At 73.2% G+C, this 14,506-nt stretch carries 13 protein-coding genes; 4 read left to right on the forward strand and 9 right to left on the reverse strand.

Translation table 11 applies throughout. The features are described 5' to 3' along the window. Nucleotides 1–6: 6 nt before the first annotated feature. Both AQI88_RS01945 and AQI88_RS01950 read left to right on the forward strand, forming a co-directional pair. Entirely contained in the window at nt 7–1,158 is a 1,152-nt protein-coding gene (locus AQI88_RS01945; RefSeq protein ID WP_066990678.1) for an anhydro-N-acetylmuramic acid kinase, read from the forward strand. A 491-nt stretch (nt 1,159–1,649) separates the two neighbouring features. Further along, a complete protein-coding gene (locus tag AQI88_RS01950; protein ID WP_066990681.1) occupies nt 1,650–2,615 on the forward strand; it encodes a DUF2510 domain-containing protein in 966 nt (321 codons plus the stop codon). A gap of 137 nt (nt 2,616–2,752) precedes the next feature. Here the strand turns inward: AQI88_RS01950 and AQI88_RS01955 are convergent, their stop codons facing one another. Then, a complete protein-coding gene (locus AQI88_RS01955; protein WP_066990684.1) occupies nt 2,753–3,367 on the reverse strand; it encodes a TetR/AcrR family transcriptional regulator in 615 nt (204 codons plus the stop codon). A gap of 229 nt (nt 3,368–3,596) precedes the next feature. On the opposite strand from AQI88_RS01955, the gene AQI88_RS01960 reads away from it, so the two are divergent. Further along, nucleotides 3,597–4,403, forward strand: coding sequence for a phosphatase PAP2 family protein (locus AQI88_RS01960; protein ID WP_066990687.1), 807 nt, complete (start codon nt 3,597–3,599; stop codon nt 4,401–4,403). Beyond that, nucleotides 4,400–5,347, forward strand: coding sequence for a DMT family protein (locus tag AQI88_RS01965; RefSeq protein ID WP_066990690.1), 948 nt, complete (start codon nt 4,400–4,402; stop codon nt 5,345–5,347). Before AQI88_RS01960 ends, AQI88_RS01965 begins: the two co-directional genes overlap by 4 nt. A gap of 81 nt (nt 5,348–5,428) precedes the next feature. Here AQI88_RS01965 and AQI88_RS01970 read toward each other — a convergent pair whose 3' ends face one another. The 8 genes from AQI88_RS01970 to AQI88_RS42555 form a co-directional block, all read right to left on the reverse strand. Further along, the gene (locus tag AQI88_RS01970) at nt 5,429–6,286 is read right to left on the reverse strand and encodes an LURP-one-related family protein (protein ID WP_066990693.1); all 858 of its coding nucleotides are present in this window, start codon (nt 6,284–6,286) and stop codon (nt 5,429–5,431) included. Between the two features lie 66 nt (nt 6,287–6,352). Then, nucleotides 6,353–8,401, reverse strand: coding sequence for a phosphocholine-specific phospholipase C (locus tag AQI88_RS01975; RefSeq protein ID WP_066990696.1), 2,049 nt, complete (start codon nt 8,399–8,401; stop codon nt 6,353–6,355). A 210-nt stretch (nt 8,402–8,611) separates the two neighbouring features. Beyond that, nucleotides 8,612–9,550 (reverse strand): LLM class F420-dependent oxidoreductase, encoded by a 939-nt coding sequence (locus AQI88_RS01980; RefSeq protein ID WP_066990700.1) that lies wholly within the window; start codon nt 9,548–9,550, stop codon nt 8,612–8,614. Then, nucleotides 9,547–10,818: a nucleotide sugar dehydrogenase gene (locus AQI88_RS01985; RefSeq protein WP_066990704.1), complete on the reverse strand. Its 1,272-nt coding sequence runs from the start codon at nt 10,816–10,818 to the stop codon at nt 9,547–9,549. The genes AQI88_RS01980 and AQI88_RS01985 overlap by 4 nt, the downstream gene beginning before the upstream one ends. Then, nucleotides 10,815–11,753 (reverse strand): glycosyltransferase family 2 protein, encoded by a 939-nt coding sequence (locus AQI88_RS01990; RefSeq protein ID WP_066990707.1) that lies wholly within the window; start codon nt 11,751–11,753, stop codon nt 10,815–10,817. Before AQI88_RS01990 ends, AQI88_RS01985 begins: the two co-directional genes overlap by 4 nt. Continuing rightward, nucleotides 11,735–12,484: a polysaccharide deacetylase family protein gene (locus AQI88_RS01995; protein WP_066990710.1), complete on the reverse strand. Its 750-nt coding sequence runs from the start codon at nt 12,482–12,484 to the stop codon at nt 11,735–11,737. The genes AQI88_RS01990 and AQI88_RS01995 overlap by 19 nt, the downstream gene beginning before the upstream one ends. After that, the gene (locus AQI88_RS02000; protein WP_066990713.1) at nt 12,481–13,959 is read right to left on the reverse strand and encodes an Ldh family oxidoreductase; all 1,479 of its coding nucleotides are present in this window, start codon (nt 13,957–13,959) and stop codon (nt 12,481–12,483) included. The genes AQI88_RS01995 and AQI88_RS02000 overlap by 4 nt, the downstream gene beginning before the upstream one ends. Then, nucleotides 13,952–14,506 (reverse strand): thioesterase II family protein (locus tag AQI88_RS42555; RefSeq protein WP_244184009.1); only part of this gene is annotated, 555 nt, incomplete at its 5' end. The genes AQI88_RS02000 and AQI88_RS42555, both read right to left, overlap by 8 nt.

Here is a 14,506-nt window from a genome sequence, read left to right on the forward strand (position 1 = left end):
TGTCCGGTGCTGGTGATCGGGCTGATGTCGGGGACGTCGTACGACGCGGTGGACGCGGCGGCCGCACGGCTGCGCCTGGACGGCGACACGCTGGTGCTGAAGCCGCTGGGGATGGTGAGCACGCCCTACGACGGCGGGCTGCGCGAAGCGCTCGCGGCGGCGCTGCCGCCGGCCGCCGTGCCGCTCGCCGAGGTGTGCCGGCTCGACACCCGGATCGGGCAGGCGTTCGCCGCGGCGGCGGTCCGGGCCAATCGCGAACTGTGCGAAGAACACGCCGAGTTGGTGGCCTCGCACGGTCAGACCGTCTACCACTGGACCGAGGGCGGCCGGGTGCACGGCACGCTCCAGCTGGGGCAGCCCGCGTGGATCGCCGAGGCGACCGGGCTGCCGGTGGTCGCCGACCTGCGCGCCCGGGACGTCGCCGCGGGCGGCCAGGGCGCGCCGCTGGTGAGCCTGGTCGACCTGCTGTGGCTGCGGGGCAGGCCGGGTACGCCGGTCGCGCTGAACATCGGCGGCATCGCCAACCTGACCGCGCCGGACGGGACGGCCTTCGACACCGGGCCGGGCTGTGCGCTGCTCGACGCGGCGGCCCGGGAGTCCAGCGGCGGGCGCCTGGCCTACGACGCCGAGGGCGCGCTGGCCGCGCGCGGCCTGCCGTACCGGCCGCTGCTGGACCGCCTGCTCGCGGAGCCGTACTACGCGCTGGCGCCACCCAAGACGACCGGCAAGGAGCTGTTCCACTCCGGGTACCTGCGGGCAGCCGGGCTGGACGGCCTGTGCGCCGAGGACGCGCTGGCGACGCTCACCCTGCTGACGGCCCGGACGGTCGCCGACGCCGTACGGTCCGTCGGCGCCACGGAGGTGATCGCCTCCGGCGGAGGCACCCGCAACCCGGTGCTCATGGGCGAGCTGCGGCACCTGCTCCCCGGGATCCCGCTGCGCACCTCGGACGAGCTGGGCCTGCCCGCCCCCGCGAAGGAGGCCTACGCCTTCGCCGTCCTCGGCTTCCTCACCGCCCACGGCCTCCCCGGCACGGACCCCCGCAGCACGGGCGCCAGACACCCGAGCGTGCTGGGATCGCTGACACCGGGACGGTCCGGCCTGCGCTTGCCACCGACTCCGCGGGGCGGTCCGGTGCGGCTGGTGGTGGAGGCGTGAGGGCCCGGCCGGGCGCGCCACGGCGACCCGAAGCACGGGCACGCGGCCACCAGGCACCGGGGGCAGGACCCTGATGCCCCGTACCCCCGAAGCAGAGACCTGAGACGGCCCGCCCAGCCGATGGAGCGCAAGCGTGACCGCCGACCGCAGGCGCGGGGCAAGCCTGCCGAGCGCGCCACCAGGCCGGACCCCGCCACCGTCCGACGACCGGACACGGGACGGACACGGGACGGGCACGGGCACGGGCACGGGACGGGCACGGAACGAACCAGACCCCGGGCGGAACCGAGCCACCGCAGCGCCCACCGCACGAAACACCCAGGCCGAGCCGGACCGTGCCACACACCCGAGCAAGCCAGACCCGCCCACGACCGCCGCGGCGCGGTAGGCGAAGGCCGTGGCGCAGAAATTCGAGGCGAAATGTTCCGGTCCGCGGAATTGGCGGCGGAACTTCTCATCCCGCTTTCACCGATGCCTCATACGGTGGTGACATGACGCAGGTGACTCCTCCCGGGTGGTACCCCGACCCCGGGCAGACGAATGACGGTCCGCCCTCCGAGCGCTGGTGGGACGGCAAGGCCTGGACGGACCAGACCCGCCCCGCCGGTACGGCCGCCACCTGGGGTCCCCCGGCGCAGCAGCCGGCTCCCCCGGTGTACGGGGCGCACCCGGGCTATCCGGCGTATCCCGTCCAGCCGCCGGCCGCGCCCCGGAGCGGTCTGCGCACGGGTATAGCCGTCGCGGCGGCGGCCGCGGTCCTGGTGAGCATCGGTGTAGGCGTGTACGCCCTCACCAAGGACGACAGCGGCAGCGGCCGCGCGGGTTCGCAGCAGGGGCAGGGCGGGCCCGGCGGTGGATCGGGGGGAACCGGCGGGTCGGGTGGCCCGGGCGGGTCGCCGTCCCCGGGACAGTCCGTCGCCCCGAAGATCAAGGGCGGGGGCACGGTACCGGATCCGGTGAACGGGATCAGTCTTCCCGTCCCGCAGGGGTGGACCGGGCAGACGATCAGTGTCGGTGCGCAGGTGACCTCCGACAACTCCTACAAGTGCCCCGGCAACAGCGGCCAGACGTGCACCGCGGGCGGCGCCTACTCGGCGCCCGCGGACGCGCTCGGCGCGAACGGCGCGACGGCCGAGGCGGTGGCCAAGGCGGACATCGCGGCCAACGCCAAGGACTCCTACGGCGGCACCACCTACGGCAGCATCACCTCGCACAAGGTGCTGGCCTCCCAGGCAGTGACGGTGGCCGGACAGAAGGGCTACCTGGTGCGCTGGAAGGCGGTCACCAGCAAGGGCGCCGACGGCTACGTCGAGTCGGCCGCCTTCCCCTCGCCCAACGACACCAAGCAGATCGTCGTGGTGCGCTTCGGCGTGGATGTCGGGCAGAAGCTGTCCGTCATCGACGAGATCCTCAAGGGGATCAAGGTGTCGTCCGGCGGCGACGGCCAGAACGTCTGATCACAGAAGTCGGCCGGGTGGGGTGCCCCTCCGCTCAAGGGGTACCCCACCCGGCCGGGGGGTGCGCGCCGCCCCCGTCCCCACGGTGCGGCGCGGGCAGGCCGTCGTTCGTCATCCCGTGAACGGCGGCCTGAGTCCTACGTCAGTCCGAGCGCGGGCAGCACCGCGGCCTCCACGAACCGGACGAGATAGCCGGCGTCGGCGTACTGGCCGCTGAGCACCGGGCGGACGCGCAGCACGCCGAACATCATGGCGGGGATGTAGTCCAGCGCGGGATGACCGGCGGGCACCTCGCCCCGCTGCACGCCCCGCGCCAGCATCTCCTCGAGCGCGGCGATCTCGGGGAGGACGAGCGCCTCGCGCAGCGCCTGTGCGAGTTCCTGGTCGGCCGTGACCGCGTGGCCGAGGGCCTGCATGAGCCTGGCGTCCTTGTCGGACCAGTCGCCCGCCGCCCGCGCGGCCTGGCGCAGGTCCTCGGCGAGCGAGCCGGTGTCGATGCCGGCGAAGCGCACCTTGCGGCTGGCGCGCAGCGCGGCCGCGACGAACTGGGGCTTGGTCTTCCACTGCCGGTAGAGCGTGGACTTGCTGCACCGGGTGCTGGCGGCGACGCCCTCCATGGTCACGGAGTCGTAGCCGCACTCGCGGATCTGCTCCAGCACGGCGTCGAAGAACTCCCGCTCACGCTCGGGCGTGATCTTGGAGCGGCGCGAGGCGGCGACCGACTCCGGTCCGTCCGCGGCCTGGGACGTCATGCGTGGCTTCTCCTCACTCGTCATTCCGCCCGCTAAAGCTTCGCTCAAGGGCGGTTGCAGAACCTGTCTCCAGTGTGTCGCACATCAATCGATACGCCAGTGTACCGGTACTCACACGTATCGGTACACTGGCGTATCGGTACGGAGACGTATCGATGGGTTCCGGGCCTCCGTCCGGGACCCGGCACGCACCACCACCACGCACGACCGTCAGCGAAGGGGCCGGGGGATGAATGCCCGAACCGAGCCTGCAGAAGCAGAAGCGGAGCCGGACGCGATAGCGACCGCGCGACCGCCGCTCCTGCGTGAGTTCCTGCTCGTCGCAGGGCTCTTCCTCGTCTACAAGCTCGGGCGGCAGCTGGCCACCGGCCACACCCCGGACGCCTTCCGCAACGCCCACCGCGTGTGGGACCTCGAACGGGCCGTGCACCTTCCGGGCGAGAGGGCCGTGCAGTCCGCACTGCTGCACGGCGACACCCTCGTCCGCCTGGCGAACACCTACTACGCGACCGTCCACTTCCCGGCCACCCTGGCCTTCCTGGTCTGGCTGTACCTGAGGCGGCCCGCGCACTACGTGTGGGCCCGTCGGGTCCTGGCCGTGGTCACCACTGCGGCGCTGGTGCTGCCGTTCGCGTTCCCGCTGGCCCCGCCGCGGATGCTGACCGGCACCGGCCTGGTGGACACCGCCCGGATCTACGGCCCCTCCGTCTACGGCCCGCCCTCCAGCGACCACCTCTCCAACCAGTTCGCGGCGATGCCCTCGCTGCACTTCGGCTGGGCCCTGATGGTGGCGATCGGCCTGATCGCGGCCACCCGGTCCCCCTGGCGCCGGCTGTGGCTGCTGCACCCGCTGATCACCCTGCTGGTGATCGTGGGCACCGCGAACCACTACTGGCTCGACGCGATCGTGGCGACCGCCATGCTCGGCGCCGCACTGGCGGTCGTCCACGCGCCGCGGCGGACGACCCGTACGGCGACACGCGGCGCACGGCGGCTCGCCCCGAAGGAGACCGTCCTGGCCGGAGCGGGCCGATGAGCGCCGCCGCCCTGCTCGCCGTGGGACTGTCCCTGGTCTCGGCCGTCGCCTACGCAGCAGCCGCCGTGGCCCAGGAGCGCCTCGCCTCGCGCAGCTCCGGCGCGGGCCTGCTGCGGCTGCTCGGCACCGGAGCCTGGTGGTCGTCGGTCGGCCTGAACGCGGGCGCCGCGCTGCTGCACGTGGTGGCCCTCAAGTACGGCCCGCTCACGGTCGTCCAGCCGTTGGGCGCGCTCACCCTCGTCGCGGCGGTGCCGCTCGGGGCGCGGGCCGCCGGGCGGCGGGTCAGCGCGGCGGAGTGGCGCGGTACGGCCCTCACGCTGCTCGGTCTCGGCGCGCTCCTGGTCACCGCCTCGGGCCCGGCGCCTGCGCGGGTGCTGAGCCTGACCGAGGCGCTGGCGGTCGCCGGTACGACCGCTGCCCTGATCGGCGTGCTCTGCCGGCCGGGCGCCCGGCCCGGCCTCAGGCACGCGACCGCCTCCGGCTTCGCCTCGGGTGTCGCCTCCGCACTCACCCAGACGGTGACGGTGGCGGCCACGGACCGCTCCGGTCCGGCGACGGGCGTCGAGGTGATCGTGGTCGCCGTGCTCGTCGCCGCGTTCGCCACCGGCGGGCTGCTGCTGTCGCAGACGGCCTACCGCGGGGGCCTCGGCGGTCCGCTGGCCGTGGTCACCCTGGCCAACCCGGTGGCCGCCGCGGTGATCGGGCTGACCCTGCTCGGGCAGGGCCTGCAGGGCGGCACCGACGGGGTGCTGCTGGCCCTGGCCGGGGCGGGCCTGGCCGCCCGGGGCGTGGTCCTGCTGACCCGGGTCGCCCCCGAGCCGGTGCACGACGAGGAGGACCACCCCGTGGCCGCGGTGCTGGCACTGGAGCCGGGTACGGCCACGGCGGAACCGGCGCTGGTGCCCCGGCAGCCGGAACAGCCCGGGCATCTCACCGCACGGTGACCGGACAGATGACGGCGGCCGGTGCGCGCGAAGTCCGCGTGCGCCGGCCGCCGTCGCCGTACTCCCCCGTGAGGGGCGTGCTCAGTTCCAGCCCCGCGAGTCCTGCTTGAGGGCGGTGTCGACGGTGAGGGCCGTCGCCACCACGAGGCTCAGCAGCGGCTCGGGCAGCTGGTAGTGGATCTGCAGGACGTAGTTGTCCGCCGTCGTGAACAGCGTCTTGGCGAGGCCTTCCCAGGTCTTGGTGATCCGGGCGACCTCGTTGTCCGCGTGGTCGACGATCGCGAAGTTCCAGGCCCGCCAGTTCTCCGCCTTGATCGCGCCGACCTGCTGGCCGTTCGCGTTCATCGCGAAGTTGATCTTCCCGATCATGTTCTGCTGGACGATCTCACCGACCGGCGAGCCGTCCGGACGCGTCACGATGACCTTCGACTTGAAGATCTTCGCGGGCCGGGTCAGCAGCAGCTGCGGCTGGCCGTAGGCATCGCGGATCTCCAGCTTGTGGGTCAGGAACTGGTCCCAGTTGGAGATGAAGCGGAAGATCTTCCGCAGCACGCCCTGCCCGACCTCGGTGACCGAGCCGATCTCGCGGCCGTTCTGATCCATGACCTTGTACTCGTTGGTCAGCTCGATCAGCTTGGCCTTCTGGTTCACGACCAGGACCGGCTCGGTGAAGAGGGTGCCGCCGCCGGGGCCGCCGGCCGCGACGCCCGCCTGCCGCTGCACCTGGCGCTGCACCTTGGGGTCGGCGGCCTGCTGCTGCGGAATGTGAGCTGCGGGCTGCTGCTGAGGAGCGGCTTGCTGCTGCGGAACCTGCCCGGCGGCCTGCTGGGCCGGGTTCGTGTGCTCGGTCCACTGCGCGCCGTCCCAGTAACGGAGCGTCTGGGCAGCCCCGTGCGGATCGGGGTACCAGCCTGCAGGAGTGTTTGATTGCGTGGTCACCGAGGCACACTACCTTGATATGACCGGTACCTGACCAGTCCGCACGGAGCGGTGTTCATCGCCCGTTCACTCCGTGATGAGGGCCGGGTCGCTGACGCCGGTGTGCCCGTTCTCGACGTGGCCGGCGAAGCCGCGCAGGAAGGCCGGGTCGGCCTCCGAGGTGACCGTGAGGTCGTACCAGCGCTTGCTCGCCGCGAGGCCGACGGTGTGCGTCACGGTGGCCCCGGGCCGTACGGCGACGGCGACCGAGCTGCCGCCGTAGCAGTTCACGAGCTTCAGCTTCACCGTGCCGGAGCCCTTGTTGGTGAAGGTGAGTTCCACGTCGTCGCCGACGTGCCGGGCGGTGACCTCCGGTCCGGCGGCCTTGTTACGGCCCTTGAAGAGGCGCTGGAAGCCGTTCGGGCCGTGCACGGCGAGGTCGTACGAGCCGCCCGAGTAGGCCGAGTTCCAGGTGTCGGAGAGGGTCTTGCCGGCCTCGGTGGTGTAGGGCCAGGGGCCGTCGGTGCGGTTGTTCGAGGTGACCAGGAACGCGGCGCCCGCGTGTGCGCCGGAGGCGAAGGTGAGCGTGAACTTCCCGGCCGCGGTGTCCGCGGAACCGTCCACCACCGGGTTGTACTTGAGGGGGCGGGTGGGGCGGCTGCCGCGCTCCTGCTTGGGCAGGGACGGGTTGGCGGGCGGGGTGGGCTTGTAGTCGGGGTGACGGTCGTGGTCCGGCGGCTCGTATCCGGCCGTGGACGGCAGCGTGACCGGTGCGGTGTCCTTGCGGGAGAAGTCGAAGGCGGTGGTCAGGTCCCCGCAGATTGCCCGGCGCCAGGGCGAGATGTTGGGCTCCTTGACGCCGAAGCGGCGCTCGATGAACCGGATGATCGAGGTGTGGTCGAAGGTCTCGGAGCAGACGTAACCGCCCTTGCTCCACGGCGAGACGACCAGCATCGGCACCCGCTGGCCGAGCCCGTAGGGGCCGGCGGGGTGGCTGCTGTCGCCCTTGAACAGGTCGAGTGCGGGGTCCACGGTCGACTTGCCCTGGGCGGCGGAGGCCGGCGGGAAGGGCGGGATCACGTGGTCGAAGAAGCCGTCGTTCTCGTCGTAGGTGATGAGCAGCGCGGTCTTGCCCCACACCTCGGGGTCGGAGGTGAGCGCGTCCAGGACCTGGGCGACGTACCAGGCGCCGTAGTTGGCGGGCCAGTTGGGGTGCTCGGTGAAGGCCTCGGGGGCGACGATCCAGGAGACCTGGGGCAGCCTGCCCCCCTTCACGTCCGCCTTGAGCTGGTCGAAGAAGCCCTCGCCCTTGTGCGCGTCGGTGCCGGTGCGGGCCTTGTCGTAGAGCGGGTCGCCGGGCTTGGCGTTCCGGTACTGGTTGAAGTAGAGCAGTGAGTTGTCGCCGTAGTTGCCGCGGTAGGCGTCGTTGATCCAGCCCCAGCCGCCGCTCGCGTCCAGGCCGTCGCCGACGTCCTGGTAGATCTTCCAGGAGACCCCGGCCTGCTCCAGGCGCTCGGGGTACGTCGTCCACCCGTATCCCGCCTCGTCGTTGCCGAGGACCGGGCCGCCGCCCTTGCCGTCGTTGCCGGTGTACCCCGTCCACATGTAGTAGCGGTTGGGGTCGGTGGAGCCGATGAACGAGCAGTGGTAGGCGTCGCAGATGGTGAAGGCGTCGGCGAGCGCGTAGTGGAACGGGATGTCCTCGCGCGTCAGATACGCCATCGTCGTGGACGACTTGGCGGGCACCCACTTGTCGTACTTGCCGCCGTTGAACGCGGCGTGACCGTCGTTCCAGCCGTGCGGGAGGTCCTGGATGAAGGCGAGGCCGAGGTCGTCCGCGTCCGGGTGGAAGGGGAGGATGTCCTTCGTGCCGTCGGACTGCTTCCAGACGGACTTGCCGTTCTGCGTCACCGGCCGCGGGTCGCCGAAGCCCCGCACGCCCCGGAGCGAGCCGAAGTAATGGTCGAAGGAACGGTTCTCCTGCATCAGGACGACGATGTGCTCGACGTCCTCGACCGAACCCGTGCGGTGATGGGCGGGCAGGGCGGCCGCGCGCTGGATGCTGCTGGACAGCGCCGTGAACGCCGAGGTGGCGCCCGCGAGTTGGAGGAAGCGCCGCCGGTTGACTTCGGTCATGAGTGAGGGTCCTCTCGTCCTGCGTCCTGACGTACGCGATGCCGTCAGATGACGGAATCTGCGCGGTGCGAGTGTTCCAAGAGCAGCAAACGTCAGGGAAGGGTCTGGTGGCGCCCATGTGAAAGTCGCCGGTACGGCAAGGGTTGAGGGCGGGTGCGCCCTCAACCCCTCGCAGGCGCCCCGTGTCCAGGGGCGTCGTCGAGGTGCGCGTCAGGCGAGCTGGGGCAGGACCTCCGCGGCGACCAGTTCCAGGTGGTCGAGGTCGGACAGGTCGAACGGCTGGAGGTAGAGGCGGCTGACGCCGGCCTCGGCGAATCTGCCGATCGTGTCGACGACCTCGGACGGGGTGCCGGAGATACGGCTCTTGGCGAACGGTCCGCCCTCGGGTCCCAGGGCCTCGGCCCGGCGACGGAGTTCCTGCCGGGTTCGGCCGCAGCACAGCACCTGGGCGGTGGACAGGTGCAGGGTGTCCGGGTCGCGGCCGGCGGTGTCGCAGGCCTGGCGCGCCCGTTCGAAGAGCGGGGTCGTCGCTTCCAGGGAGAGGAAGGGGACGTTGAACTCGTCGGCGTAGGCGGCGACCAGGCGGGGGGTGCGGACCGGGCCGTCGCCGCCGATCAGGACGGGGGGCCTGGGCTGTTGGACCGGCTTGGGGAGCGCCGGGGAGTCCGTGAGCCGGTAGTGGGTCCCCTCGTAGGTGAAGGTCTTGCCCTCGGGGGTGTCCCACAGGCCCGTGATGACGGCCAGTTGCTCCTCGAACCGGTCGAAGCGCTCGCGCAGCGAGGGGAACGGAATGCCGTACGCCGTGTGCTCGTCGGCGTACCAGCCGGTGCCCAGGCCGAGTTCGACCCGGCCGCCGCTCATCCGGTCGATCTGGGCCACCGCTATCGCCAGCGGGCCCGGCAGCCGGAAGGTCGCGGAGCTCATCAGGGTGCCCAGGCGGATCGTCCGGGTCTCCCTGGCCAGGCCCGCCATGGTGATCCAGGCGTCGATCGGGCCCGGCAGGCCCGGGACATCACCCAGTTTCAGGTAGTGGTCGGAGGTGAAGAAGGCGTCGAAGCCGCAGTCCTCGGCGGTGCGGGCCACGCGCAGCAGGGCGGCGTAGTCGGTGCCCTGCTGCGCTGCGGTGTAGATCCTCAGTTTCGGATTCATGCGGGCCTCCGGGGCTCGTACAGAAGTCGTGCGCCGTCCAGGAGCCGGGCGTCGTACACCGTGTGGGGCTGGGCGACCAGCACCAGGTCGGCCTCGGCGATCGCGGCGGCGAGACGGGGGACCGACTTGTGGCACACGCCGTCCACGACCAATTCGGGAACGGACGGGTCGTGCACGCGGACCTGGACGCCGTGGGCGGTCAGGGCGCGGATCAACGGCACCACGGGGGTGTTCCGCGTGTCCGAGATGTTGGGTTTGTAGCTGATGCCGAGGACCAGGACCTGGGCCCCGTCCGGTGGTGTGCCTGCCGCGCGCAGCAGGGCCGCGCACCGGTCGGCCACCCGAGCCGGGCGCTCGTCGTTGATGCGCTGGGCCAGTTCCACCAGGCGCAGCGGGGTGCCCGCCGCGCGCGCCGAGTGCGCCAGGTACATGGGGTCCACGGGGATGCAGTGGCCGCCCACACCGACGCTCGGGTAGAAGGGCTGGAAGCCGAAGGGCTTGGTCGCCGCCGCGCCGATCACCGCCGTCGCGTCGATGCCCAGGGCGTCGCAGTACACGGCGAACTCGTGGATCAGCCCGAGGTTGACCTGGCGGTAGGTGTTCTCCAGGACCTTGGTGGCCTCGGCCTCCCGCAGTCCGCCGGCGATGTGCACCGAGTCGACGACGCCCCGGTAGAGCTCCGCGGCGCGCAGGGCACAGACGGAGGTCAGGCCGCCGATCACCCGGGCGGTGGTGGCCGAGTCGTACACGGGGTTGCCCGGGTCCACGCGTTCCGGTGCGTGCGCCAGGCTGAAGTGCAGGCCGGCGGTGAGGCCGGAGCCCTCCAGGAGGGGCCGGACCACGCCGTCCGTCACCCCGGGGTGCACCGTGGACTCGATCACCACCAACTGGCCCGGCCGCAGGTGGGCGGCGACCGTGCCGCAGGCGGCGCGCAGGGCGGTCAGGTCGGGTTCGCCCGCCGCGTCCAGCGGAGTGGGCACGCACACCACCACGGCGGAGCAGTCCGCCAGCGCCTCGGTGCCGTCCACCGCGGTCAGTGCGGCGCCGAGCCAGCGCACGCGGTCGTCGGAGACGGTGTCGACGGGGCTGCGGCCGGCGCGCAGGGTCGCGGTCACCTCGGGCCGCTCGTCCACGCCGATCACCGGGTGTCCCGCCTCCGCGAAGGCGACGGCCTGGGGCAGCCCGGCGTAGCCGAGGCCGATCACCGCGACCTGGCAGCGGGTCTCGGCGGGGACGAGTTCCCTGGCCGGCAACGTGAGTTCGGTCATCGTGCGCTGCCCCGGGTCGGGGCGGGGGCCGCCGTCGGCTCCGGCCCGGCGCCGGGTGCGGGCCGCGTGGCCGTGGGCTCCGGGCGGCCGTCGGGTTCACGCCGTACGGCCGCGGGGCCCGCGGCCGCGCCGCCGGTGCGGGGCAGCAGGCGGCCCAGGGCGTGCAGGATGCCGAGGGCGCGGTTGAGCTCGCGTACCGCGAGGTCGTCGCCGACGGCGCTGGTCCGGCCGGTGTCGAGCAGGTCGGAGAGGGTCATGCGCTGGGGGTGGTTGGTCCCGGCCGACCAGGCGTTGCGCAGCGCGGCGCTCCAGCCCTTGCCGTTGCGGTGGGCGATCACCAGGTCGGGGTGGAAGCGGGCGGGGGTGCCGGCCTGGTCGAGGGAGCGGGCCAGGCTGTTGTCGCCGCCGACGCCCTCGTTGCTGAATCCGCCCACCTGGTGGAAGGCCGAGGCGAGCACGGCGCCGTTGCCGCAGGCGAAGAAGTTCACCGGGGTGCCCTGGCGCAGGTCGCGGTAGCGGGCGTCGTAACGGGCCTGGCGGGCGCGGGAGACGAGGCCGGCGTCGAAGCCGAGGACCCGGCCGGTGATGCCGGGCCGGTCGGCGTCCACTTCGGCCGCCACGGCCAGCCAGTCGCCGCGCGGTACGGCGTCGTCGTCGAGGAAGGCCAGGACGTCGCCGTCCGCGACCGCCACCGCCCGGCGCCTGCTGGCGCCCGCGCCGAGGCGGGCCGGGTTGCGCAGCAGGACCACGGGCAGGTCGGTGTCCCGGGCCGCTGCCGTGGCCTCGGGGCCGGTGGAGGCGTCGTCCACCACGAGGACCTGGGCCAGGGCCACGCCGGAGGGCAGCCGATGGGCGCACTCGGCGAGGCCGTCGAGACATCGACGCAGGTCGGCCTCCCGGTTCCGGGTGGGGATGATCACCGAGATCCGTACCACTGTTCTCTCCATTCCGCGGCCAGCGCGGACCAGCGGTCCGTCTCGCCGACCGGCAAGTAGGTGCGCCTGATGTCGAGCGGACGCTCCGGCCACGGCTCGGGAGCGGACTTCACGGTGCCGAAGCCGAGCACGGTGGGCGGCACCGGGTTCAGGGCGGGGATCAGGCCGTAGGGGTAGGCAAAGGTGGCCGCGGGCTGCCCGGTCCGCCCGGCCACGTCGTGCAGTGCGCCGTGTACCTCCCGTTCGGCGTCGGCCGGATCCAGTTCGGTGAGCTTGGGATGGGTGCGGGTGTGCGCGGAAAGCACATGTCCGGCGGCCGCCAGCCGGCCGGCCTCCGTCCAGTCCAGGTAGGACTGCCTGGGCGGAAGGGCCGCCCGCTCCCGCGGCGGTGTCGTACCCGCCCGGTCGAGGCGCTCCGTCGTGCAGAACAGCAGGACGCGGACGTCGAACTCGGCGAGCACGGGCGCGGCGAGGGTGAGCGTGTCGCGGTAGCCGTCGTCGAAGGTGATCAGCACGCTCGGTGCGTCCGGCGGCCGGAACCCCGGCCCGACCGTGCGGGGCTCGACCGCGGGTCCCACCTGTTCCAGGACGGTCTCCAGGCCGCGCCTGAAGTCGTCGGGGTGGAGTGCGGTGTAGTGCCGTACGAGCGGGTTGACGTGGTGGAAGTAGAGCACGAGCGGCCAGCCCGGGGCGCTGCCGAGGGCCGGGGCGGCAAGCGGCAGCCCTGTCATGAGGCGTCCCAGCCCAGGGCCGCCACGATCGACGCGGGCAGCTCCAGGCCCTCCCGCTCGGCCTGTTGGGCCTTGATCTCCTCCAACTGGTCGGGGAAGTAGGGGCGTTGAGGAGTCTCGTCGTGGCCCGCCGCCACGGCATCGCGCAGCCGGTCGACGAGGCCCGCGAGGTCGGCGGGGGCCTCGGGCGCGTCGGCGCGTACGGCGGGGTCGGTGAAGTGGCGGACGGAGAACCCGACGAACAACTGGGCGCAGCGCATGACCTCGCCGGTGCGGGTGACCTGCCGGGCCACGTCCGGGCTGACGAGGCCGCCGCCCAGGCCCCCGGCCAGGATCTCGGCGATCAGGGTGATGCACAGTCCCTTGTAGTCGCCGAACAGCGGGATGGAACCGCCCTGGTCGAGTTCGGCGGGGTCGCTGGTGGGGGTGCCGGCGCGGTCCAGCAGCCAGCCCTGGGGGACGGGTTCGCCGCGGTGCCGGGCGGATCTGATCTTGCCCGCGGCGACGACACCGGTGGCGAGATCGACGCAGAACGGCTCGTCGGCCTGGGTCGGGGTGACGAGGCAGACGGCGTTGCTGCCGAGGGTGGCGCGGCGGGCGCCGGGAGCGGCCACGGCGGGCGCCGAGATGTTGAGCAGCAGGCCGACCACGCCGTGTTCCTGGAAGGGCCGGCGGTAGGCGGCGAGCATGCCGACGTGGTTGTTGGTGTGTACGGCGACCGCGGCCAGACCGTGCTGGGCGGCGGCGTCGGCACACCAGCGGGCGGCCAGGTCCGCGGCCGGCTGCCCGAACCCGCCGCCCGCGTCGACCGAGGCGAGTGTCGGTGTGACGGGGGTGAGGCGGGGTTCGGCGCCGACGACGATGCCGCCGTCGGCGATGCGGCGCAGATAGGTCGGCAGCAGGGCGACGCCGTGCGAGCCGTGGCCGCGCCGGTCGGCGTCGGCGAGGACGTCGGCGACGAGGGCGGCGGTCGCGGTGTCGGTGCCCGCCTCGGCCAGGGACCGCCGGGTGCGCTGCCGTACGTCCTCCAGCGTCATGTGGACGGCCAGCTGCGGCGCCTGCCGGGGTGGCTCGGCCTGGAAGTGGCCGCCCTGGAGGGCGAGGGCGCGGTGGGCGCCCGGGATCGGCGAGGTCGTCCAGCCAGGCCCGCCGAGCACCAGCACCGCGCCGTCCGGGCCGTGCGGCAGGGGGGTGCCGGCAGCCGTCGTGGCCGGGCGGTCACCGGCGTCCAGGACGAGCGTCTCGCCCGGCCGGGGCAGGTCACCGAGGACGCCTGCCCGGACCCGGGCAGGCGTCCGGACCGTGCCGTACGTGGGGCGCAGCCGTCCGGTGAGCAGGGAGGTGAGGCCTCGGCGGGCCTCCCTGTCGAGTCCGCCGATCAGCACCGTCTCACCGTCGGCGACGCGCAGATCGGCGCCCCGCAGCAGGACTCGTTCGGCCCCGTCCGGTCCCAGGGCCAGGACGACGTCAGACATTTCCAGCACGGCGGTTCCCTTCCGGAGCGGTCTCGGGCAGCCAGGCGGTGAGGCGGGCGGCGACTCCGGCCGGGTTCGTGGCCAGCAGCAGGTGGCCGCCCTTCACCGGGGCGAGGTCGAGGGCGGCGACGCACCCGCGCCACGCCGCGACGGACTCGACCGGGCAGCCCGGGTCGTCGGGGGCGTGCAGCGCCAGGGCCGGGGTGGGCGACACGGCCGCCGGGTCGGCCCGCTCGGGCAGCCACTCGGCGAGGGCCGTGAAGTCGGCCCGGAGCGACGGGAGCAGCAGGTCGATCAGGCCCGGCAGGGCGACGACCTCTTCCGGTACCCCGCCCAGGTCGATGACCTGGCGGAGGAAGTCGCCGTCCGAGGCGGTCGCGTCGGGCAGGTCACCGGGCCAGGCGGGCGCCGACCGCGACACCACGACCAGAGCGGGGGCGGGCCGGCCGCGCCGGGCCAGCTCGATCGAGGCCAGCCAGGCGACCAGGGCGCCCGAGCACTGTCCCAGCAGCACCGGGGTGGCGCCGGTGAGTTCGGCGGCCTCGGC

This window comes from Streptomyces cellostaticus, from assembly GCF_001513965.1.
GTDB lineage: Bacteria > Actinomycetota > Actinomycetes > Streptomycetales > Streptomycetaceae > Streptomyces > Streptomyces cellostaticus.